Origin of the sequence: Roseovarius sp. BRH_c41, assembly GCF_000961715.1 — a bacterium.
Lineage (GTDB): Bacteria > Pseudomonadota > Alphaproteobacteria > Rhodobacterales > Rhodobacteraceae > Roseovarius.
The window spans coordinates 165,950-188,291 of the sequence record NZ_LADY01000007.1; the positions used below are offsets into that span (position 1 = coordinate 165,950).

Genomic DNA, 22,342 nt, shown 5'->3' on the forward strand with positions numbered 1-22,342 from the left:
TGGTGGGGCGGATCGTACGGTTGTGCGGGCGGATCGTACGTCTCGTCGTCCTTTTGTTCCTCGCGCTCTGGATTGGCCTGAGTGTGCATTTTCAGATCACCGCCCCGCTTGTCTATCTGCTCTATTTCGCCTTGGCGCTCTGCTGTCTTGTGATGGCTCGGTTCATGACGCGCGGGGAGTGGGGCCGGGTCTGGGGGCTATGCATTTCTGTGCTGGCGGTTTGGGGGCTCTGGTGGGTGACGATCGAGCCGCGTCAGGATCGCGACTGGATGGCGGAGGTCGCGCGCGGTGTCACGTCTGAGCAGGGCGTCGGTGATCTGGTCCGTGTCCGTAACATCCGAAGTTTTCGATGGTCGAGTCCGACTGAGGCGGTTGAAGGCTGGTATGATCTAGACCTTGATCCAACGGCAATCCAGTCAGTGGATATGATCATGTCGATTTGGGATAGTCCGGAGATTGCCCATACGCTGGTCAGTTTCGGTTTTTCTGACGGGCGGCACATCGTGTTTTCGGGAGAGATTCGCAAAGAGGTGGGCGAGGAGTTTTCGGCACTCGGTGGGTTCTTTAAGAAGTATGAGCTGGTGCTGATTGCCGCTGACGAGCGCGACATCGTGCATTTGCGAACGGATGCGCGGGGCGAGACGGTGTCGCTTTATCCGGTGGCGATGCCTGCTGCGCAACGGACGGCGTTGTTTCGGGCGTTCCTGGAGTATGGCAATGCCTTGGCCCAAGAGCCGCGTTGGTATCACACGCTCTGGACCAATTGCACGACGATGCCTTATCGGCTTGTGCGGCGGGCGTCTGATCAGGTGGTGTTTGATCCACGTGTCATTCTATCGGGCCGTCTGCCGGGGTATTTGTATGACTTGGGTGTCCTGCCTGGTGCAGGCACCGAGCCGCTGGACGTGCTGAAAGAGCGCGCTGCCGTTCCACGCCGTCCGGTGACCGGGCTGAGTGGCGTGGAATATTCGCGACTGCTGCGTGAGGGGTGGCGCGATTAGAGCTGCGCGATGCCTCACATGGTGACATTGCGTAACTCTTTGTTTCTGACGTGTTAGTTCAACACCGCTGCTGCTGCACCGATCAGGTCCAGAACCTCTCGGGTTTCGCGGTTGACGCGGTAAACCTCATCGCCGACGCGGTAGTAGGTGCTGTCACGGTCGAGGCCGTAACGCCCGGGATTGCGAATGATGATGTAGTCATCGCCGATCCGGTCGCCGACGCGATAGTAGCCCTGCTTTTTGGCCTGACCGGGGGGCTGGCAGCCATTGTGCTTTTTCGCAAGACCGGGCGGGCAGTCGCGGCCGCCGGCGATAACAGGCGTACCGCCCAACGTGATGCCCATCAGCAAAAGGGCTAATATTTGTTTCATGGCCTGTCCTTTCGTTTCACCGTAAGACATGGCCCTTGTCACGCCCGATGCCAAGGCCGGGCGTGACAGATGCGCGAAACGCCGCCGTTACTTCTTGAGCGGGCAGGTGGAGAGGCCAAGGATCGAATAGAGCGGGCAACTGGACATCAGGCCTGTCACCAGCGGGATCACACCGATCAGGTAGAGCCAGCTATAGGCACTGTCACGGTTGAAAAAGAAGCCAATCAGCAGGCCGAGGCCGAGGAGGATGCGCAGGGCGCGGTCGATGGAGCCGACGTTTTTCTTGAGCATGGGAACACCTTTGACATGAAGGGGCGGAATAGCCCGGGATCATGTGGTCAGTATGTCCTGCCTTCGGTCGCGTGGTCTGTGATCTGGTCACAGAGGCAGCCGTTATTTGAAGTTGCGGCTTTCCTTGATCTGCTCCCAGGCCCAAACGACCTGTTGCAGCTGCTCTTCCTGGCTGCGGTCGCCGCCGTTGATGTCGGGATGCAACACCTTGATCAGCGATTTGTAGGCCTTGCGCAGGTCCGCCTTGGTCCAGGTGTCTTCTGCCTCGAGGATCTCGATGGCGCGACGCTCGGTGGGGGGCAATTTCCGCGTGCCACCCTTTTTCTTGCCGGGGTTCTGAGTGGCATTGACGCCCAGAACCTGATGCGGGTCTTCGATGCCCAAGCGGGCCCAGGCGCGGGCCTCGGGATCGGTGATGCGGCGGGTTTCACGCTCCCACACCTTGTCCTTGGACATTTGCGCATTGAGTTCGGCCTCGGTGGTGCCGTCAAAGAAATTCCACTTGAGGTTATACTCGCGCACATGTTGCTGGCAGAACCAGAAATAGTCGTCGAGCACATCCGGGGCTTTGGGCGCGCGGTATTTTCCCGCTTCTTGGCAGCCGTCATGGTCGCAGAGCCGGGTCGAAGTTTCGGATGCACCGGACATCCCGCGCCGACCACGCGGATTTTTCTTTTTGGCCGAGGACACGGACATATCGAAACCGAAGGGATCTGATTTGGACATGGGGCAAACCTTTGCGAGTCGGAGACGAGAGTGTATGCCAAAACGCGGCAAATTGAAGGGGCGGGCGGAAAAATATTCCGGGTCAGGCGGGCAGGATCGGTCCTTGAAACTGGCCGTTGTCCTTGGGGTGGTCGATCCTCTGATTGTGCCGTCGGGTTAAGAGGTCTCGGAGAGATCAGCGTCCTGTTCCTCGGTCGGCACGGTCTCGCGGAGTGGTGCGGGCGGCCGTGAACCCTCGGGCAGCAGCACCTCGCGGCGAAAGACCGAGACCGAGCGATAGACAGTATGGGTTGACGTGAGCCCCTGACGTTCTTCGCTGGGCAGGATGTCGGTGCGTAGATACTCCCACCCTGCGCGGGCCATGTCATTGAGCAGATCCTCGACACCCAAGGCAAAGCGCGCCTCGGGGGTCTTGACGCCGGGGGCCTTGCGGCCGCGTGTGGGGGCGGGCAGGACCTTGTATTCGTAAAGGGGCATGAACGGCTCCGGTCTGGGGCAGGCGCCATATCCTACGCGACTGGGCCGGGGGTGCAAGCGAAAGACGAAACCCCGGACCACTGATCCGGGGTTTCCTGGTGTCTTTGGTCGTCGGAGCAGGTTATTTGGGGCCCGGTCCGATCACCATGATCATCTGACGCCCTTCCATCTTGGGCATATTCTCGATCCGACCGACGTCTTTGATATCTTCGGCGATGCGTTCAAGAAGCTGGCGGCCCAGATCCTGATGCGCCATCTCTCGGCCCCGGAAACGCAGGGTGATCTTGACCTTGTCGCCGCCTTGCAGGAATTTCACGACGCTGCGCATCTTGACGTCATAGTCATGCGTATCGGTGCCGGGGCGGAACTTGATTTCCTTGACCTCGATCACCTTCTGCTTTTTGCGCGCTTCGGCTTCGCGTTTCTGCTGTTCGTATTTATATTTGCCGAAATCCATGATCTTGCAGACCGGCGGCGTGGCGCTCGGTGAGATTTCGACCAGATCAAGTCCCGCCTCTTCGGCCATTTCGAGCGCACGTTGCGGGGTCACAACCCCGACGTTTTCGCCATCTGCGCCGATAAGGCGGATTTCATCACAGCGAATGCGGTCATTGATACGGGGGCCGGTTTCGCGCGTGGGAGGCGCGTTGTGGGGTCTGCGGGCTATGGCTTTGTTCCTTCGATCGTTTGTGGGTATGGGTGAATTCGACGCTGCAAGGTAAACGCGGGAAGGCGGGCTTTCAAGCTGCAAATCGGCCGATCTGAGCCGAAAGCCGGTCAATTTCCCCTTGCGCCTTTTGCTATAGACCTACATTTGAAGAGACGTTGACACGATGGGCCGTGCGGTGAGCGTGCGTGTCCGACAGTTTTGGAGAGACGGTTATGAAAAACCTGATTTGGATTTTGGTCGCGGCCGTTGTTCTGGGTGGCGGATATTTGCTGTTCAGCGGCAAATCGGTGACAGAGGTCGTGGACAGCGTGAGCGAGAGCACGCAAGAGGTCGAGGCCCCGGCGGCATTGGAAGATGCCGCAGCTGCGGTTGGTGAGGCCGCTGAGGCCGCTGCCGAGACGGCGAGCGATGCCGCAGCCGCAGTTGCCGAGACCGCAACCGAGGCGGTTGAGGCCGTCAGCGACACCGTGACAGGGACGGTTGACGCAGCCACGGAGACTGCGACAGAGGCGACGGATGCTGCGCAGGATGCGGCAGCGGCGGCGACGGACGCGGCTACGGAGACCGCGACAGAGGCGGCGGACGCTGCGCAGGATGCGGCAGCAGAGGCGGCGGACGCGGCTACGGAGACCGCGACAGAGGCGGCGGACGCTGCGCAGGATGCGGCAGCGGCGGCGACGGACACGGCTACAGAGACCGCGACGGAGGCGGCGGACGCAGCGCAGGATTCGGCAGCAGAGGCGACGGACACGGCGACGGAGACCGCGACAGAGGCGGCAACGGATGCTGTGTCCGCGACGGCGGATCAACCGGCAACGGCACCCGAAGTGGCGCCCGAGGCATTGACGGTTGAGGGGTTCGACATGAGCGAAGTCGAGACCTTGATTGAAGAGTCCGATCTTGGGGCGTTGCAAAAGACAATGCTGGTTGAAGGCGTCCGGGTGGCGCAGGACAATCCCGAGTTGCTGCAGGCGGCGCTTGAAGCGGCCCGCGCGGCGCTTGGATACTGAGCTATATCTTTACATGAAGAAACCCGCGCACGGCTTTGGCTTTGCGCGGGTTTTTTATGTCAGTTGTTCTGATTTCTCAGTCCAGAAACGCCTTTTCGACGACGTATTCCTTGGGGTCGGAATTGGCCCCTTCGCGCAGGCCGTAACCTTCGAGCATATCCTTGATTTCAAGGTTGAAGGCGAGATTGCCGCAGACCATGGCGCGGTCGGTTTCGGGGCTGAGCGGGGCCACGCCCAGATCGGCAAAGACCTCGCCCGAGCGCATGAGATCGGTGATGCGGCCCATCTTGGGGCTCTCTTCGCGCGTGGTCGTGGGATAATAGCGCAGCTTGTCGGCAAAGCCCTCGCCGATCAGTTCGGCCAACATTTCGTCGTTGCGGATGCTCTCGATCAGGTCGGCCCCATATTGCAACTCGCCCAGTTCGCGGCAGGTGTGGGTGATGATCACCTCGTCATAATCGCTATAGGTCTGCGGGTCGCGCAGGAGCGAGGCGAAGGGCGCAAAGCCGGTGCCGGTGGCAAAAAACCAGATGCGTTTGCCGGGAAGCAGCGCGTCATGCACCAGCGTGCCCACGGGTTTGGGGCGCAGAATGATCTCATCGCCCACCTCGATATGTTGCAGGCGCGAGGTCAGCGGGCCGTCCTGTACCTTGATCGAGTAGAATTCCAACTCGTCATCCCAAGAGGGCGAGGCGATGGAATAGGCGCGCAGGAGCGGCTTTTCCTTGCCGGTTTTCTCGTCGGTCTGCATCAGGCCGATCATCACGAATTCGCCCGAGCGAAAGCGCAACGAGGCGGGCCGGGTCACGCGGAAGGAAAACAGCCGGTCCGTCCAATGCGTGACCTGCGTCACGATCTGCGCATCGGGAATCGCAAGGGTTTTAGGTGCTTTCGCGGTCGCTTGGGTCACGGCGGTCATCTCATTCATGGGGCCATCTGCCGGTGAGTTAAACCGACATCCTCTTCTAATCTTTGATTCAGGTCAGGTGAAGGTAATAATCAGCCGCGCAGCCGCGCCTGATAATCATGCGCCTGCCAATCGGCCCGAAAGAGCCAATCGGATTCAGGCTGACGGGTGGCGAGGGCGTCAGAGATTTCCACCTCATCAAAGCCCGAACGCCGGGCCATCGCATATTGATCAGCGATGACATGGCCGCGCGCGCGCAGCCGTCCGGTAAAGCCCATCAAGCGCAATTGCCGTGCGATGGAAAAGCCGCGCCCATCAGCGGCAGAGGGGAAATCGACGCGGATCATCTCAAGTGCGTCCAGCCGCCCGGCCAGCGTGGCGGCGTTGGTGTCATTGGGCAGATCGAGCGCATTTGCCTCGGTGCCCGCCTCGGCCAAGGGCGTGATGGGGGTGGTCCAATCGTCGGGGCCAAAGCCCCGGTCGGTGACGAGTACGGTCATGCGGAAACTCCTCTTCGCACCATCTTGCCGTTGACAAAATGGATGCCACATTCGGTTTTGTCCTGATCGCGCCAGCGGCCCGATCGGGGATCTTCGCCCGGTTTGACGGGCGTGGTGCAGGGCATGCAGCCGATGGACGGATAGCCACGCGCCACCAGCGGATGCCGGGGCAGGCGGTTTTCGTCCATATAGGTGCGGATATCCTCGGGCGTCCAATGCGCCAGCGGATTGACCTTGATCCGGCCAGTATCGTCCTCGACCTCGAAGAAATCGAGGGCGGCACGCGTGCCCGCCTGATAGCGTTTGCGCCCCGTTATCCAGCCGTCAAAGCCCGTGAGCGCGCGTTGCAGCGGCGCGGATTTGCGCAGGGCGCAACAGGCATCGGTGTCGCGCTGATGCAGGGTGGCGTCCGGGTCTTGGGCCCTGAGATCGCCCGCATCCGCGCGGATGATCCGCAGGTCGCTCAGGTTGAGGCGCTCTGCCAGTTCCTGTTGGTAGACCAGCGTTTCGGCAAAGAGCATTTGAGTGTCGATGAAGATCACCGGCGTGTCGCGGCGGGTGACTGAGACCATGTGCAAGAGCACGACGGATTCCGCGCCAAAGCTCGAGACAAGCGCCAGCTTGCCCGCCTGTGGATCGCGCAACGCATGCTCGAGCACCGACACCGCCGAATGATGGCGGTATCGGTCATTGAGCGCGTGAACCCGTGGTATCAGGTCACTCTGCGGCATGGGCGCGGGCCTCTTGGTCGTAGAGCGCGGATTTGAAGGGGGCCATGCCGAGGCGATTATAGGCTTCAAGGAAGGTCTCCTCCGGTCCGTCGCGCAGGTCGAGATAGGCGAAGATCAGGCGCTCTATCGCGGGCACAATTTCGTCATAGGCAAAGCCCGGCCCGGTGCGGGTTCCGATGGCTGTGCGCTCAGAGGGATCGCCACCAAGGGTGATCTGGTAGTTCTCCACCCCGGCGCGGTCGAGGCCAAGGATGCCGATATGGCCGACATGGTGATGCCCACAGGCGTTGATGCAGCCCGAAATCTTGATCTGAAGATGGCCGACCTCATGCTCGATCTTGAGCTCTTCGAGGCGGGTGGCGATGCCTTGGGCCACGGGAATCGAGCGGGCGGTTGCCAGCGCGCAGTAATCCATGCCGGGGCAGGCGATGATATCCGAGGCAAGGCCGATGTTGGCAGTGGCAAGCCCGGCGGTTTTAAGCGCTGCGTGCACTGCGGGAATGTCCGCCAGAGCCACATGCGGCAGCACGAGGTTCTGCGCGTGCGTGGCGCGGATATCATCATGGCCATAGCGCTCTGCCAGATCCGCCACGAGGCGCATTTGGTCGGCGGAGGCGTCGCCGGGAGTTTCGCCATGCGCCTTGAGGCTGATGGTGACGATGCCGTGATCGGCGTGTTTATGCGGCGTCACGTTGGTATCGGCCCAGGCGCGGAACACCGGATCGGCATCGCGGGCGGCATAGTAGGCGGCGGCGTCCCGCTCGGAGAGCTTGGGCGTGACAAAGGCCGCGTTGATACGCGCAAGCCAGTCCTGATCGACACCGGTGAAGGCGGCACGGCGGCGGGGGAATTCCTCCTCGACCAAGGCGCGGATCTCATCAAGACCGTTCTCATGCACGGTGATCTTGATGCGCGCCTTGTATTTGTTGTCGCGCCGTCCGATGCGGTTGTAGGTGGCGAGCACAGACTCGAGATAGGGCAAAAGGTCGGCGCGCGGCAGGAAGTCGCGCAAGAGCTTGGCCACCATCGGCGTGCGGCCCATGCCCCCGCCAACCCAGACCTCAAAGCCGCGCACGCCGTCGCGCTCGACGATCTTGAGGCCGATGTCGTGGCTCTTCATCACCGCGCGGTCGGCGTCGGAGGCGATGACGGCGATCTTGAATTTACGCGGCAGGAATTGGAATTCGGGGTGATCGGTGGACCATTGCCGGACCAGTTCGGCCACCGGGCGCGGGTCTTCGATCTCATCCGCCGCGGCGCCTGCGAAATGGTCCGAAGTCACGTTGCGGATGGTGTTGCCGGAGGTCTGGATGGCGTGCATCCCCACCTCTGCCAGTGCATCGAGCATGTCGGGCACGTCGCGCAGCTGCGGCCAGTTGTATTGGATATTGGTGCGGGTGGTGAAATGGCCATAGCCTTTGTCCCACCGCTCTGCCAGATAGGCCAGTCGGCGCAGCTTGGCAGGGTCGAGCGAGCCGTAAGGGATCGCCACGCGCAGCATATAGGCATGCAGTTGCAGGTAGAGCCCGTTCATCAGGCGCAACGGCTTGAACTCGTCCTCGGTCAGGTTTCCGTTGATGCGACGGTCCACCTGAGCCCGAAACTGTTGGTTGCGTTCCGCAATGAAAGCGGCGTCGAAGTCGTTGTATTGATACATTTTAGTCTCCTGCGCGTGTCGCGTGGGTCAGGCGTGGTTCAGGCCATCAGCCTGTTTGCCGTGAAAGAGGTTCGAGGGGCCCTTGCGGCGAAAATCCTCGCGGAAATGGGTGGGCTCGGGGCCGTTCTGGCCGGGATTGACCTCGGCCAGATAGGCACCGACGATTTCGCCCACGCGGGCCTGTGCCTGCAGGAGCCGATAATCGGCATCGGCCTCGTCGGTCAGCACCTCGGCCTCAGCCAGATCGCGCGCCCATGTGTCGGCGGCGGTGAGGTAGACGACATCGCCCTCGATCAGGGCATTGGCGGTGACGACCTTGGGGGTAAATTCGCGGGCCATATCAGGCAAGCTCCTGTTTCGATTGGTCAATCTGGGCCTCTGCCGCGCGGGGCGCGAGACCGAGGAAGGTGAGTGCGGGGCCGGTGATCGCGGCCTGGGCCAGATCGGCGGGCAGGCGGTCCAGCGTCGTAGCCACGATGCGTTGATCGGGGCGGCTGGCGTTTTCGATCACGGTCACGGGGGTGGCGCGGTCGGCCCCGTGCATGATCAGGCGACCTTGGATGAAGCGGGCAGATTTCTTGCCCATGTAGATCGCCGCCACTTCGCCCGGACGAGCCAGCGCGTGCCAGTCGTGATCGGCAAAGCCCTTCATGTCATGGCCAGTGAGAAAGCGTACCGAGGCGTTGCGGCCGCGTTTTGTGAGGCTCTGACCGATGCTGGCGACCGAGGCGGAGGCAGCGGTGATGCCGGGGACCACATGCCACGAGATACCGGCGGCGGTGACGGCCTCGATTTCCTCGTCCAGGCGGCCAAAGACGGTGGGATCGCCACCCTTGAGGCGCACGACCTGCGCGCCGGTGGCGGCATTTTCGACGATCAGCGCGTTGATGGCGTCTTGCGACATCGAGGCACCGAAGCCCTCTTTGCCCGCGTCAATCAGGATCGCTTCGCGGCGGGCGAGTTCGAGGATTTCGGGCGTCACGAGCCGGTCGTGGATCACCACATCGGCGGTGTCGAGCGCCTTGCGGGCCTTGAGAGTCAAGAGTTCCGGATCACCGGGACCGGCACCGACAAAGGCCACATGCCCCTCGCGTTCTTTCTCATTTTTGTGTTTTTCAAGAATGGCTTGAAGCGCGACTTTAACGTGCTCCTCACCCCCCTGATCCATCGCGCGGGGACCGGCGTTGAAATAGTAGTCGGCCCAGAACTCGCGGCGGCGGCGGCCCATCGGCAGCACATCGGCGGCCTTGCGGAAGGCCTTGCCGAGGCGGGCAAGGGGGCCGAGGGTGGCGGGCAGGCGCGCCTCGAGATCGGATTTGATCGCGCGGGCGAGCACCGGCGCCGCGCCTTCGGTCCCGATGGCGATCGTGACCGGGTCGCGGTCGACAATGGCGGGGGTGATGAACTGACTATCCATCAGATTATCAACGATATTCACCAAGGCACCATCTGCGCGGGCGAGGGCGGAGGTGCGGGCATCCTCGACGGCATCCTCATCCGCGGCGTAAAACAGAACGGCGCAGAGGGTATCGCCGGGCTGCATGGCGCGTCGGATCAGGTGCAGACGCCCCTCGGATGCCCATTGCTCGATCTCGGGTGCAGGATTTGGTGTGAGAACGGTCAGATGCGCCTCGGTCTTGAGCAGGAGGCGCAGTTTCGCCAGCGCTGCCTCGCCGCCACCCGACAGGACGATGCGGCGGCCCTCTACGGCGAGAAAGATCGGAAAATGTTTCATCTGACGGGTCCCGAGATCGGTTTGACTTCACCTGTAATATAGGAAATATTCCCACCTGAGCGCCATATGCTGGCGTCAATAAGGACATGCGTTCCATTCTGTATCAGAGTTGGATGGAATGTTTCGACATAAGGAAGAAATGAGAATGGCTGTTCGCCTTGATGATCTGGATCGGAAAATCCTCATTCAGTTGCAGGAGGATGGCGGGCAGTCGCTGGACGACATCGCCAAGAATGTGGGCAGTTCCAAGACGCCGGTGTGGAACCGGATTCGAAAGATGCGTGAGGCGGGGGTGATCCGACAGCAGACCTATCTGCTCGATCCCGAAGCGCTTGGGTTTGAGGCCTGTTTTTTCGTGCTGATCCGCACATCAGAGCATGATGCAGGCTGGCAGGCGGCGTTTCTGAAGGCACTCAAGGAGCGACCCGAGGTGCAGGAGGCGCATCGGTTGGCAGGGGATATCGACTATATCCTCAAGGTGCGAGTGGCCAATGCGCGGGCCTATGACGTGTTCTATCAGGCCCTGATTTCAGAGGTGAAGGTGCATAATGTGACAGCACTCTTGTCGATGGAAGAGATCAAGTCGACCACCATGTTGCCGCTCTGAGCGGGGTGTTATGGGACGGCTACCGTCTATGTTTCATGGGGTCAACGGCCGCGATTTAGTGATATGAATAAAAGGGTTACACGGCGTTCTCAAGCGCTGTGATGATTGGCGAGAAGTCGTGAGCGGTCAGGCTTGCGCCGCCGACGAGCGCGCCATCGACATTGGGAATGGCAAAGATGTCGGCGGCATTGCCGGGTTTGACCGATCCGCCATAGAGCAGGCGAAATCCCATGGCAGCATCGCGGCCGAAACGGTCGCCAAGTTGCGCGCGCAGGAAGGCGTGCACTTCGGCGATCTGAGCGGTGCTCGGGGTGAGGCCGGTTCCGATGGCCCAAATCGGCTCATAGGCGATGACGGTATTGGCGGCGGTGGCGGTGTCGGGCAGCGACTGGCGGAGTTGGTCCGCGATCACATCAAGGGTTTGAGCCGCCTCGCGTTGAGCCAAGGATTCGCCAAGACACAGGATGGCGATGAGGCGGGCGGCATGCGCAGCGGACACCTTATTTGCAACCAAGCCATTGGATTCGTTGTGATCCTGGCGACGCTCAGAATGTCCCAAGAGGACGGCGGTGGCCCCTGCATCGGCGAGCATTGGGGCAGAGAGATCACCGGTATGGGCACCGGAGGCGGCGCTGTGACAGTCTTGCGCGCCAATCTGGAGGGGGCTGTCGGCAGAGAGGCCGGCAGCCTGCACAATCAAGGTGGCGGGGGGGCAGATCAGGATGTCGATCTGAGGGGCGGGATGAGCGGAAATGAGAGTTTGAAGCTCTGTCAGGCTGGCGTTGGTCCCGTTCATCTTCCAATTGCCAGCGGCAAGCTTGCGTCTCATGCGTGTATTATCCAGTAATATCAGATTCTAGTGAGGCAAAGCTCACGTGTCCGCAAACTTGATCGACTCGCCACAGCCGCAGGCTTCGGTCACGTTGGGATTGTTGAAGACAAAGCCGGATTCGAGCAAGGAGGTCTTGTAATCAATCTCGGTGCCGAAGAGGAACATCTGGGCCATGGGCGCAATCATCACGCGCGCGCCCTCCTGTTCGACGACTTCATCATGGGGGTCGATGTTCTTGACGTACTCCATCGTGTATTCCATGCCCGCGCAACCCCCTTTCTTGATGCCAATCCGCAGCCCCTCGTGGGCGTCGCGTTGCATCAGGAGCATGATCTGTTCCGCGGCGGCGGGAGTCATGGTGACGGCTTGTTTTCCGGGAATGCCAAACATTAAGTTTGCCTTTCAATCGGTTGATTTGGTTACATGAAACCAAGTTCGAGCTTGGCTTCGTCGCTCATCATGTCCATGCCCCATGGCGGCTCCCATACGAGAGCGACATCGACCTGCTTGATCCCGGCCAAGGGTTCAATTGCCTCGGCCACCCAACCGGGCATCTCGCCGGCGACAGGACATCCGGGAGCGGTCAGGGTCATGGTGATTGAGACCGTGTTTTCGGTATCAATATCAATGGTATAGATCAGTCCGAGGTCGTAGATGTTCACCGGAATCTCGGGGTCATAGACCGTGCGGCACGCCTCTACGATCTGATCGTAGAGCGGGTGATCGGTGCTTGAGGGGGCGATCAGGGGTGCCCCCTCGAACGGCTCTGAACTGTTCATCATATCGTTTCCTGCCGGTTATCCTGACCAAACATATAGGATTTATAATGGCCCGCGTCCAGAGGGGAGCGGGAGAGGGCATAGGGATCTGCGGGTATACCGTAGGGGCATGCAGTGACTATCTGCTTAGTCGCTGGATGTGTTGGATTTGCGCCGTCTGACTGGAACCGGGCGGACGCGGGTTTCGATCATCTCGTAGAGCGCGCCGGTGATATTCTTGCCGGTCGACCCTTCGATACCCTCAAAGCCGGGGGAGGAATTGACCTCGAGCACCTTGGGGCCATTGTCGGACCGCAGCAGGTCCACGCCTGCCATGTTGAGATCAAAAACACGGGCCGCGCGAATGGCGGTGTCGCGTTCATCCTTGGTGATGCGGATGGTCTTGGCGGTGCCGCCCCGGTGCAGGTTGGAGCGGAAGTCGCCCTCGGCACCGGTCCGCTTCATGGACGCCACGACCTTGCCGCCAATCACGAGGCAACGGATGTCTTCACCGGCGGCTTCCTTGACGAAATCCTGCACGAGGAAATTGGCCTTGAGGCCGCGAAAGGCGTCGATCACCGATTCGGCGGCCTTTTTGGTCTCGGCCAGAACCACGCCTTTGCCTTGGGTGGATTCGAGCAGTTTCACGATCAACGGTGCTGTGCCAACGAGGCCCATCAGGTTGGCGGTGTCCTTGGGCGAGGCGGCGAAGGCGGTGTTGGGCATGCCGACCTGCGCGCGTGCCATCAGTTGGTGGGCATAGAGCTTATCACGGCTGGCGATGATGCCTGCGGAGGTGTTGACGCAGAACGTGCCGATGGTTTCAAATTGGCGGATCACGGCGGCACCGTAGGCGGTGACGGATGCGCCGATGCGCGGGATCACCGCGTCATAGCGCGGCAAGCGTTTGCCGTCGTAATGCACCTCGGGGGCAAGGGCGTTGATCGCCATGTAACAGCGGGTGGTGTCGATCACCTCGACGGTGTGGCCGCGCGCCTCGCCTTCTTCGACAATGCGACGGGTGGAATAATTATCTTCGCGGCTGAGCACGGCGATACGCAGGGCACGCTTGGGTTGGGCCGTGCGCATTTTCGAGGTGTGATAGACGTCATAGCTGAGTTCGGGTTGCAAAAAGCGGTCGGTGGCGACGATCGAGATGTGATCCTTGAGCGCCTGACGGCCCAAGAGCATGCGCGAGGCCATGGTGGAGCGATTGGTCAGGGTGATCTCAATCGGCCATGTGTCGCCATTCACCGAAAGTTTGGAGGCGATGACATAGCGCAGTTCGCGCTCGCCATTGGACGAGGTGACATCGCGCCGGTCGATGATCGGGGCAGAGCAGGGGATGATCAGATCGTCGCGACCAGGGATCGGGTGGACGGTAAAGCGGACCTTGGGGCGGGCCGAGGGGCCAAAGGTTTCGATGTCAAAGGCATGCAGGGCAGAGGTACGCGCGCCGGTATCGACCTTGGCCTTGATCGCAGGCACGCCGAGATCGGGCAGAGCCACCCATTCCTCCCAGCCGAATTGCAGGGGCTGGGGCATTTTGGGGTGGTCGTCGGTCATCGAGGCGGGCTCCTTGTCTTGGGCGCGGTGGGTCGGTGGTGTCGTGTCGGACCGTATGGGGGAAGTATGACAGCATTATTCAACCTGAATCTCAAGCACACGGGCGGAATGCCGCGCGCCGGAGTGGCTATCTGGCTTGGTGCTAGTCTACTACTTGTTGATGTCGTCGTGGATCACGCGGGTCTGATCATCAGTGGATTTGAAGAGCCTGCGCAGGATCACCCAAGTGACCAGCGACAGGCCCGCAAAGACCGCGAGCAAAGCGGTTAGCCCCAACTGGAGTGGTAGAAGGACCAGAAGCGCGGTCACGGCGGCCCCGATGGCGAAGCCGAGAAAAATGAAGCCGGGCACGAGCACTTCAAGGATGGCAAGGCAGAGGGCGGCGGCCAGCCAGACCCACCAGAGACCCCAAATCGCAAGGCCCGCCATCAGCCGCGCCCTTTGAGCATGTTGAAGGCATTGCCAAAGGCCTCGAGCGCATGGGCTGGCACGAGGATGGTGTTGGAGGAGGGGCTGTTGCCAAGGGTGTTGAGGGCCTCGACCTGTTTCAGCGCGACCTGATATTGCGCGGCCTCCAACCCGTTGGCGGCGATGGCGGCGGCGACGACGCCGGTGGCATAGGCCTCGGCGTCGGCCTCGATGCGGCGGGCCTTGGCGGCCTGTTCGGCGGCGTAAAGCTCGGCGTCGGCCTGAAGTTCGACGGCGCGCTTGTGGCCTTCGGCCTCGGTCACCTGCGCGCGGCGGGCGCGTTCGGCGTTGAGCTGTTGCAGCATGGCCGATCGGGTCGCCTGATCAAGGTTGACATCAAGGATCTCGGCGCGGGTCACTTCTATACCCCAGTCATCGACTGCGTCTTCGACCAGTGATTTGATGGTGGTAATGAGCTGCGAGCGGTTGGATTGCACCTCGTCGAGGTCCATCTTGCCGATTTCGGCGCGCACGATACCGGCCACGGTGGTGGCAATCGCACCGTCGACCTCGCGGATGCGGTAGACGGTCTTTTCGGGATAAAGGATGCGGTAGAACACCGAGGTTTCGACCTGCACCAGCACGTTGTCGCGGGTGATGGCATCCTGGCTCGCGTTGGGCAACTGGCGCTCAAGAATTGAAATCTTGTGCCGGACCACATCGAGAAAGGGCACGATCAGGTTGATGCCGGGGCCAAGCACCTTGTGCAGCTTGCCAAAGCGTTCGACGACATATTGCTCGGACTGGGGCACGATCTTGACCCCGCGAAAGATAACGATGATCCCCAGAAGCGCGATGAGGAGCCAGACGATATTTGCGGAAATCAGGTTTAGGATCATGTCTTCGGTCATGGGAAGTCTCACAATGGGTCAGCAATGGGGCGGCCAAGACGGCATTTTACAAGGCAGGGTAAACCGCTTTAAAGGGGGGCAAAAGGGCTAAAGCGATGGGAAGCAGGGGCATGCGGTTCGGGTTCGAGAAACTGGCACAGGATGGGGCGGCGCGGGCGGGGGTGATCCACACGCCGCGCGGCGAGATCCGCACGCCGGCCTTCATGCCGGTGGGTACGGCGGCGACCGTCAAGGCGATGATGCCTGAAAGCGTGCGCGCCACGGGGGCGGATATCCTCTTGGGCAATACCTATCATCTGATGCTGCGACCGGGGGCCGAGCGGATTGATCGGCTGGGCGGGTTGCACCGGTTCATGAACTGGGAGCGGCCGATATTGACGGATTCGGGCGGGTTTCAGGTGATGAGCCTTGCCGGGTTGCGCAAGCTGACGGAGCAGGGTGTGACCTTCAAGAGCCATATCGACGGGTCCAAGCATGAGCTGACGCCGGAGCGGTCGATGGACATACAGCGGCTGCTTGGGTCTGACATCGTGATGTGTTTTGACGAATGCCCCGCCTTGCCCGCGAGTGACAAGGCCGTGGCCGAAAGTATGCGGCTGAGCATGCGGTGGGCGGCGCGGTCCAAAGACGCGTTTGGCGACCGTCCCGGTCATGCGCTCTTTGGTATCATGCAGGGGGGTGTCACGCCGGAGTTGCGCGAAGAGAGTGCCGAGGCGCTGAAGGCCATCGGCTTTGATGGGTATGCCGTGGGCGGTCTGGCCGTAGGGGAAGGGCAGGAGGCGATGTTTGGCGTTTTGGATTACGCCACGGGGTTCTTGCCCGAGGATCGCCCGCGCTACCTGATGGGGGTGGGCAAGCCGGATGACATCGTTGGGGCCGTCAAGCGCGGCATCGACATGATGGATTGCGTTCTGCCCAGCCGGTCGGGGCGCACGGGGCAGGTGTTTACCCGGCATGGCGTGGTCAATATCAAGAACGCGCGGCATCAGGACGATCCGAGGCCATTGGACGAGGCCTGTGGCTGTCCGGCCTGCCGCAATTATTCCCGCGCCTATCTGCATCATGTGTTCCGCAGTCAGGAAATCATCAGCTCGATGCTGCTGACATGGCACAATCTGCATTATTTCCAAGTGATCATGGCGGAGATGCGCGCGGCAATTTCCGAGGGGCGGTTCTCCGCTTGGGAGGCGGCGTTTCACGCGGCGCGGGCCGAGGGGGATATTGAACCGCTGTGAAGACTGCGCGCCGGTGGTCAGGGCGTGGTGGTCTCGATCTTGTGCACGATGTTGCCGAGCCCGTCTGAGCCGGTGATCTCGACGAGATGCTTTCCAGCATACTGGCCTTCGGTGATGTATTCGATCTCGAATGCAGTGGTCTTGCCGTTGAACCCGTCGGGCAGGTCGATCTTGCCCCCGGCGCAGGTCGTCTGGAATTTCTGGAGCACCTGGCCGCGACGCTTGCGCGCCTTGCCGACATGGGCGAATTCTCCGATCTTTCCGCCCATGCAATATGCGCGCATCAGCGAAACGATTTGCGCGGGCGTGTAGCCGCCGACGAAATAGACCCCCTCGACATTGGCCGAGTCGCGCTTGAGCTGGAAGAAGAGACCCTTTTTCGGCTCTGCATGGGCAGGCGCGGCGGCAAGGAGGGGCGCGGCGAGGAGGGGGCGAAGATGAGGGGGCACATGATGACAAATCCCTTGTTACAGAGCCGCAGAGGCAGCCGCGCATTGCGCGGGCGTCAAGTGCGGGACGTATGGCGCGGGACGTCGCGCCACTCGGGGCCAGACTGTGCGTTCCTGCGGTATGGGCTGTGGAAAAAGCCATAGGTCGCAAGGCTTGGACAGGCCGGGGGTGGGGACTTAGGTACGAGAGGTACGGATTTACGGATGCACAAGGAGCGCACCCCATGAGTGACAAACTGTTTTCCCCCGCCAAGGCCGGTGATCTTGATCTGGCCAATCGGGTCGTCATGGCCCCGCTGACGCGCAACCGCGCGGATAATGAGACGGGCGAGGTCGGTGATCTGCACGTCACCTATTACGCGCAGCGCGCCGGGGCCGGGTTGATCATCACCGAGGCCACGCAGATCAGCCCTGAGGGCAAAGGCTATGTCGGGACGCCGGGAATCCACAGCCCCGAACAGGTGGCGGCGTGGAAGAAGGTGACGGACGCGGTGCATGCCAAGGGTGGCAAGATCGTCATTCAGCTTTGGCATGTGGGGCGGATCAGCCACACGTCCTTGCAGCCGGATGGGCAGGCCCCGGTCGCCCCCGTGGCCGTCGCGGCCAAGACGCAGACCTTTACGACCGCCGGGTTCGAGGACACATCGACGCCGCGCGCGCTGCGTGCTGATGAGATGTCGCGCGTGGTTGCGGATTATGTTCACGCGGCCAAAGCGGCCAAAGAGGCCGGGTTTGACGGGATCGAATTGCACGCTGCCAATGGCTATTTGCTGGATCAGTTCCTGAAGGATGGGCCGAATACGCGCGAGGATGCCTATGGCGGATCGGTCGGAAACCGCGCGCGATTGCTGTTCCAGGTGTTGGACGGGCTGGAAACGGTCTGGGCACCGGGGCGGATCGGCATTCGCCTGTCACCGTGGTCGGGGTTCAACGATGCGACGGACAGCGATCCCGATACCAGCTTTGGCTGGGTGGTGGAGCAGCTCAATCGGCGCGGTCTGGCCTATCTGCACCTGATCGAGGGCAGCACCGGTGGGGCGCGTGAGGGGGCGTTTGACGCGCTCCGCGCCAAATGGACCGGTGTCTACATGGCCAACAATGGCTATGACCGCAATCTGGCGCTGACCCGCGTCGAGGGGGGCAAGGTCGATCTTGTGGCCTTTGGCCGGCCCTATATCGCCAATCCCGATCTGGCCGAGCGGTTGGAGCAGGATGCGCCGCTCAATGACGGTGATCAGGCGACCTATTATGGTGGCGGGGCTGAAGGGTATATTGATTACTCGGCGCTTGAGACCGTCTGAGATCTGATGCCTGCGCGCGGTCCCACGGGCCGCGCGCAGAGTTGGCGCGATAAATGCAGTGTCGAAGCATGTCTCTTGGGACGACTGGGTCGTGGCGATGCGCGTGGAGTTCTGCGCGCGTCGGGGTGGCCCTAAAGTTGTAAGGCGCATGACCGTTGATACGAGAGCGCAGCCTGCTATCGCTGAGCTGTCGGTCCATGAAACGATGCTGCACGAGGTGGAAATGCACTCAAGCGTCCCAGATTCCGGCCCACGGGCCGATGCAATTGTGATTGATCAAGACGTTCCCTTTGGGATTGGTGAGTTATTCTTTTCGCGCACCGATACGCGCGGGGTGATTCAGGCGTTCAATCCTGTGTTCCTCCGGGTCGCGGGATATAGCGCGGCGCAGTTGACCCATGCCCCGCATAAGGTGATCCGGCATCCGGACATGCCCAAGGGCGTGTTCTGGTTGATGTGGGACGGGTTGAAGCGTGGGCATTCCGTCGGGGCCTATGTCAAGAACCGGGCCAAGGATGGCCGGTTCTATTGGGTCTTCGCCGTGGTGTCGCCGGTTGCGGGGGGCTATTTGTCGGTGCGGTTGAAGCCGACGAGCCCGCTCTTTGCCACTGTAAGAGAGGTCTACGCGCGCGCGTTGGAGCGGGAGCGGCTGGAGCGGTTGACGCCCGAGCAGAGCGCGCAGTCGATCGAGGCCGAGATCGTCGCGGCGGGGTTTGCCAATTACGGGGCGTTCCAGATTGATGCATTGCGGTCCGAGCATGGTGCGCGGGAGACGCAAAAGCACGCGGTCTGTGCCGATAATTTGCTGGCCTCTGGGCATCTTCTGGACGTCAAACGGCAGATTGACACGGAACTGCGGTCGCTTTGCCTCAATCTCAAAGAGGCCGAGTTGATCACCACGAATATGAAGATCCAAGCCTGCAAGCTGCGGTCGGACAGTGGGCCGATCAATGAGATTGCCAAGAACTACGAATTGATGATGCGCGAAATCCGCAGTCATCCGCGCGTGGTCTACACGCTGCGCGAGGATCGCGGCACCTGGGAGGTGAATGACGAGGCGCGGTCTGTGTTTCTGATTGTCGTGGCCGATCTCATGGCGGAAATGTTCGAGTTCTTCAGTGTGGAAGACACCGGGTGCGCGCGCGACGGCGAGACCAGTGAGGTTGCTGTGATTGCCGAGTTGAGGGATCGGTATCGGCGCGAGGCGGACCGAGCCACGCAAGAGAGCTACCGCGCGGTGCGGCAACTGGCGGCGGATGCCGAAATGATCCGGCGTATGGTGACAGGGCTGGCCATGGTGCGTGTGGTTTTGCGGGTCGAGGCAGGGATTCTGCGTGAACGTCTGGCCGGGTTGCAATCCATTCTGGGTCAGTTGGACCGCTTTCACGATCAGGTGGGCGAGGCGCTGGAGCGGATACAGGACGCCGTGACGGTCCTGTTGCGGGATCGGGGCTTCGTTGCGTGAGGCGGATCGGCTGTGAAAGATCGACCGGGCTGTGATGCGCTCTTGTGCCCGCGCGGATCAACAGGCAAACTTTGCCGAATCTGTTGAAACCTGACGGGCCGCGCCCCAAGTTAGGCTTAACGAAACGGAGAGGGCTGTGGTTGCCGCCGCGCGGGACCGATGCTCTCTTGCCAAGAACAGGAAAACGAGCATGCAAGATACCCTCAACGCCTCTTACCCGGTTCTGCCGCTCCGCGATATCGTGGTATTCCCGCATATGATCGTGCCGCTCTTTGTGGGCCGCGAGAAATCGGTGCGCGCGCTGGAAGAGGTCATGTCTGATGACAAGCAAATTCTGCTGTCGAGCCAGATCGACCCGTCTGATGATGATCCGAATGAAGCCGGCATTTACCGCGTCGGCGTCTTGGCCAATGTGCTGCAACTGCTGAAATTGCCCGATGGCACCGTCAAGGTGCTGGTCGAGGGCGTGGCGCGGGTGCGGATCACGGACTATTTGGCCAACTCCGATTTCTTTGAGGCGAAGGCCGAGTATCTGAGCGAGATACCGGGTGATGCCACCACCATCGCGGCGCTGTTGCGCACGGTGGGGGATGAGTTCGCGCGTTATGCCAAGGTGAAAAAGAACATTCCCGATGAGGCGATGGCGGCTGTCACCGATTCCGAGGAACCCGCCAAGCTGGCCGATCTGGTGGCGGGTCATCTGGGAATCGAGGTGGGCCGCAAGCAGGAGTTGCTTGAGACGCTGAGCGTGAGCGAGCGGCTGGAGAAGGTGTATGGCCTCATGCAGGGCGAAATGAGCGTCTTGCAGGTCGAGAAGAAGATCAAGACTCGCGTCAAGAGCCAGATGGAACGGACGCAGCGCGAATATTATCTGAATGAGCAGATGAAGGCCATTCAGAAGGAATTGGGCGATGGCGAGGATGGCGCGGGCGAGATTGCCGAGTTGGAAGAGCGGATCGCGGCCACCAAGCTGAGCAAGGAGGCCGCCGAAAAGGCGCAGGCCGAGCTGAAAAAGCTCAAGAACATGAGCCCGATGAGCGCCGAGGCCACGGTGGTGCGCAACTATCTCGATTGGATGCTGAGCATTCCGTGGGGTGTGAAGAGCCGCACCAAGAAGGATCTGCACAAGGCGCAAGACGTGCTGGATGACGATCACTATGGTCTGGAGAAGGTCAAGGAACGGATCGTTGAATATCTGGCCGTGCAGCAGCGCAGCCAGAAGCTGAAAGGCCCGATCATGTGCCTTGTCGGCCCGCCGGGTGTGGGCAAGACAAGCCTTGGCAAGTCTGTGGCACGGGCCACGGGGCGCGAATTCATCCGGATTTCGCTGGGTGGGGTGCGCGACGAATCCGAGATCCGGGGCCATCGTCGGACCTATATCGGGTCGATGCCCGGCAAGATCATTCAGGCGTTGAAGAAGGCCAAGACCACCAACCCGCTGATCCTCTTGGATGAGATTGACAAGATGGGGCAGGATTTCCGGGGTGATCCGGCGTCGGCGATGCTCGAGGTGCTCGATCCCGAGCAGAATTCGACCTTTGTCGATCACTATCTTGAGGTGGAATACGACCTGAGTAACGTGATGTTCCTGACCACCGCCAACAGCTATAACATGCCGGGACCGCTTTTGGACCGGATGGAGATCATTCCGCTGGCGGGCTATACCGAGGATGAAAAGCGCGAGATCGCCAAGCAGCATCTGCTGGACAAGCAGGTCAAGAACAACGGTCTCAAGAAGGGTGAGTTCACCCTGACGGACGGCGCTTTGACGGACATCATCCGCTATTACACCCGTGAAGCCGGGGTGCGGAGCCTTGAGCGTGAGATTGCCAAGCTGGCCCGCAAGGCGGTGACGCGGATCATCAAGGGTGCGGAAAAGACGATAACGGTCACGTCAGAGAATATTGATGATTTCCTTGGCGTGCGGAAATACAAATTCGGTCTGGCCGAAGAGAGCGATCAGGTCGGTGTTGTCACCGGGCTTGCCTATACGAGTGTGGGCGGCGAGTTGCTCAACATCGAGGCGCTGCGCCTGCCGGGCAAGGGCCGGATGAAGACCACCGGCAAGCTGGGCGATGTGATGAAGGAGTCGATTGATGCGGCGTCAAGCTATGTCCGCTCTGTCGCACCCGAATTGGGGATCAAGCCGCCCAAGTTCGAGAAATGGGACATTCACGTCCACGTTCCCGAAGGGGCGACGCCCAAGGATGGTCCGTCGGCAGGCCTTGCGATGGTGACATCCATCGTGTCGGTGCTGACCGGGATTCCCATTCGCAAGGACATCGCCATGACGGGCGAGGTCACGCTGCGCGGCAATGCGCTGCCCATCGGCGGCCTCAAGGAAAAGCTGCTGGCGGCGCTGCGTGGCGGGATCAAGACCGTGATCATTCCGCGTGAGAACGAAAAGGATCTGGTCGAGATTCCGGACAATGTGAAAGCGGGGCTCAAGATCATTCCCGTCGATCATGTGCGGGACGTGCTCAAGCTGGCGCTGGTGCGCGCACCCGAGCCGGTGGAGTGGGATGAAGAGGCCGAAGAGGCCGCCGCCGCCGAGGCCGCGCTGAAATCCGGCGAAGAGGGCAGGGGTGCGGTGGCGCACTAAGGGCGCAGGTCCTTTCTGATCAGACAAGACAAAACGCCCCCGGTTCATCGCCGGGGGCGTTTTTCTGTTGGTGTTTGTGTCAAAAGAAATACCGGCCCCGGTGTTGAACGGGGCCGGTGAAGGTTTTGTATA

General features: G+C 61.1%; 25 protein-coding genes. 7 read left to right on the plus strand and 18 right to left on the minus strand.

Annotated features, from left to right (window positions below; all coding sequences use genetic code 11):
- Positions 1-2 precede the first annotated feature (2 nt).
- The gene (locus VR71_RS02820) at positions 3-1,001 is read left to right on the plus strand and encodes a DUF4105 domain-containing protein (protein ID WP_296429772.1); all 999 of its coding nucleotides are present in this window, start codon (positions 3-5) and stop codon (positions 999-1,001) included.
- A 53-nt stretch (positions 1,002-1,054) separates the two neighbouring features.
- Here VR71_RS02820 and VR71_RS02825 read toward each other — a convergent pair whose 3' ends face one another.
- The 5 genes from VR71_RS02825 to infC form a co-directional block, all read right to left on the minus strand.
- On the minus strand, positions 1,055-1,372 hold the full coding sequence (locus VR71_RS02825; RefSeq protein WP_040651547.1) for a hypothetical protein: 318 nt from the start codon (positions 1,370-1,372) through the stop codon (positions 1,055-1,057).
- Positions 1,373-1,459: 87 nt separating this feature from the next.
- The gene (locus VR71_RS02830; protein ID WP_045680965.1) at positions 1,460-1,663 is read right to left on the minus strand and encodes a DUF2892 domain-containing protein; all 204 of its coding nucleotides are present in this window, start codon (positions 1,661-1,663) and stop codon (positions 1,460-1,462) included.
- A 102-nt stretch (positions 1,664-1,765) separates the two neighbouring features.
- Positions 1,766-2,389 (minus strand): J domain-containing protein, encoded by a 624-nt coding sequence (locus VR71_RS02835; protein ID WP_009818643.1) that lies wholly within the window; start codon positions 2,387-2,389, stop codon positions 1,766-1,768.
- A gap of 156 nt (positions 2,390-2,545) precedes the next feature.
- Positions 2,546-2,866: a hypothetical protein gene (locus VR71_RS02840; RefSeq protein WP_045680967.1), complete on the minus strand. Its 321-nt coding sequence runs from the start codon at positions 2,864-2,866 to the stop codon at positions 2,546-2,548.
- A gap of 121 nt (positions 2,867-2,987) precedes the next feature.
- Positions 2,988-3,533 (minus strand): translation initiation factor IF-3, encoded by a 546-nt coding sequence (gene infC, locus VR71_RS02845; RefSeq protein WP_040651548.1) that lies wholly within the window; start codon positions 3,531-3,533, stop codon positions 2,988-2,990.
- A gap of 215 nt (positions 3,534-3,748) precedes the next feature.
- Between infC and VR71_RS02850 the strand changes: the two genes are divergently transcribed.
- Complete coding sequence (locus tag VR71_RS02850; protein WP_045680969.1) at positions 3,749-4,546, plus strand: hypothetical protein; 798 nt, start codon at positions 3,749-3,751, stop codon at positions 4,544-4,546.
- A gap of 76 nt (positions 4,547-4,622) precedes the next feature.
- On the opposite strand, the gene VR71_RS02855 is transcribed toward VR71_RS02850, so the two are convergent.
- From VR71_RS02855 to cysG, 6 genes are all read right to left on the minus strand, one after another.
- Positions 4,623-5,474 (minus strand): ferredoxin--NADP reductase, encoded by an 852-nt coding sequence (locus VR71_RS02855; protein ID WP_009818648.1) that lies wholly within the window; start codon positions 5,472-5,474, stop codon positions 4,623-4,625.
- 71 nt (positions 5,475-5,545) lie between these two features.
- A complete protein-coding gene (locus VR71_RS02860) occupies positions 5,546-5,953 on the minus strand; it encodes a DUF934 domain-containing protein (protein WP_045680971.1) in 408 nt (135 codons plus the stop codon).
- Entirely contained in the window at positions 5,950-6,684 is a 735-nt protein-coding gene (locus tag VR71_RS02865) for a phosphoadenylyl-sulfate reductase (RefSeq protein WP_009818650.1), read from the minus strand. The genes VR71_RS02860 and VR71_RS02865 overlap by 4 nt, the downstream gene beginning before the upstream one ends.
- Complete coding sequence (locus VR71_RS02870; RefSeq protein ID WP_045680973.1) at positions 6,671-8,341, minus strand: nitrite/sulfite reductase; 1,671 nt, start codon at positions 8,339-8,341, stop codon at positions 6,671-6,673. Before VR71_RS02870 ends, VR71_RS02865 begins: the two co-directional genes overlap by 14 nt.
- 27 nt (positions 8,342-8,368) lie before the next feature.
- Positions 8,369-8,680 (minus strand): DUF2849 domain-containing protein, encoded by a 312-nt coding sequence (locus VR71_RS02875; RefSeq protein WP_045680976.1) that lies wholly within the window; start codon positions 8,678-8,680, stop codon positions 8,369-8,371.
- A gap of 1 nt (position 8,681) precedes the next feature.
- Positions 8,682-10,076 (minus strand): siroheme synthase CysG, encoded by a 1,395-nt coding sequence (cysG, locus tag VR71_RS02880; protein WP_045680978.1) that lies wholly within the window; start codon positions 10,074-10,076, stop codon positions 8,682-8,684.
- 145 nt (positions 10,077-10,221) lie between these two features.
- On the opposite strand from cysG, the gene VR71_RS02885 reads away from it, so the two are divergent.
- Positions 10,222-10,683 (plus strand): Lrp/AsnC family transcriptional regulator, encoded by a 462-nt coding sequence (locus VR71_RS02885; RefSeq protein WP_009818654.1) that lies wholly within the window; start codon positions 10,222-10,224, stop codon positions 10,681-10,683.
- Between the two features lie 76 nt (positions 10,684-10,759).
- Here VR71_RS02885 and tpiA read toward each other — a convergent pair whose 3' ends face one another.
- The 6 genes from tpiA to VR71_RS02915 form a co-directional block, all read right to left on the minus strand.
- Positions 10,760-11,512, minus strand: coding sequence for a triose-phosphate isomerase (tpiA, locus tag VR71_RS02890; RefSeq protein ID WP_045680979.1), 753 nt, complete (start codon positions 11,510-11,512; stop codon positions 10,760-10,762).
- 42 nt (positions 11,513-11,554) lie between these two features.
- Positions 11,555-11,905 carry an iron-sulfur cluster assembly accessory protein gene (locus tag VR71_RS02895; protein ID WP_045680980.1) on the minus strand — a complete coding sequence of 117 codons (351 nt, stop codon included), beginning with the start codon at positions 11,903-11,905 and terminating at the stop codon, positions 11,555-11,557.
- Between the two features lie 29 nt (positions 11,906-11,934).
- Positions 11,935-12,297 carry an SUF system Fe-S cluster assembly protein gene (locus VR71_RS02900; protein ID WP_009818657.1) on the minus strand — a complete coding sequence of 121 codons (363 nt, stop codon included), beginning with the start codon at positions 12,295-12,297 and terminating at the stop codon, positions 11,935-11,937.
- 123 nt (positions 12,298-12,420) lie between these two features.
- On the minus strand, positions 12,421-13,839 hold the full coding sequence (rimK, locus tag VR71_RS02905) for a 30S ribosomal protein S6--L-glutamate ligase (RefSeq protein ID WP_009818658.1): 1,419 nt from the start codon (positions 13,837-13,839) through the stop codon (positions 12,421-12,423).
- A gap of 150 nt (positions 13,840-13,989) precedes the next feature.
- Positions 13,990-14,268: an NfeD family protein gene (locus VR71_RS02910; protein ID WP_045680985.1), complete on the minus strand. Its 279-nt coding sequence runs from the start codon at positions 14,266-14,268 to the stop codon at positions 13,990-13,992.
- Positions 14,268-15,158 carry an SPFH domain-containing protein gene (locus VR71_RS02915; RefSeq protein WP_009818660.1) on the minus strand — a complete coding sequence of 297 codons (891 nt, stop codon included), beginning with the start codon at positions 15,156-15,158 and terminating at the stop codon, positions 14,268-14,270. The genes VR71_RS02910 and VR71_RS02915 overlap by 1 nt, the downstream gene beginning before the upstream one ends.
- 110 nt (positions 15,159-15,268) lie before the next feature.
- Here VR71_RS02915 and tgt point away from each other — a divergent pair, with 110 nt between their 5' ends.
- Entirely contained in the window at positions 15,269-16,393 is a 1,125-nt protein-coding gene (tgt, locus tag VR71_RS02920; protein ID WP_045680988.1) for a tRNA guanosine(34) transglycosylase Tgt, read from the plus strand.
- 17 nt (positions 16,394-16,410) lie between these two features.
- Here the strand turns inward: tgt and VR71_RS02925 are convergent, their stop codons facing one another.
- Entirely contained in the window at positions 16,411-16,842 is a 432-nt protein-coding gene (locus VR71_RS02925) for a hypothetical protein (protein WP_045680989.1), read from the minus strand.
- Between the two features lie 224 nt (positions 16,843-17,066).
- Here VR71_RS02925 and VR71_RS02930 point away from each other — a divergent pair, with 224 nt between their 5' ends.
- From VR71_RS02930 to lon, 3 genes are all read left to right on the plus strand, one after another.
- Positions 17,067-18,143, plus strand: a complete 1,077-nt coding sequence (locus VR71_RS02930) for an alkene reductase (RefSeq protein WP_045680991.1) — start codon at positions 17,067-17,069, stop codon at positions 18,141-18,143.
- 148 nt (positions 18,144-18,291) lie between these two features.
- Positions 18,292-19,608, plus strand: a complete 1,317-nt coding sequence (locus VR71_RS02935; protein ID WP_045680993.1) for a PAS domain-containing protein — start codon at positions 18,292-18,294, stop codon at positions 19,606-19,608.
- A 190-nt stretch (positions 19,609-19,798) separates the two neighbouring features.
- Entirely contained in the window at positions 19,799-22,210 is a 2,412-nt protein-coding gene (lon, locus tag VR71_RS02940; protein ID WP_009818665.1) for an endopeptidase La, read from the plus strand.
- Positions 22,211-22,342 lie beyond the last annotated feature (132 nt).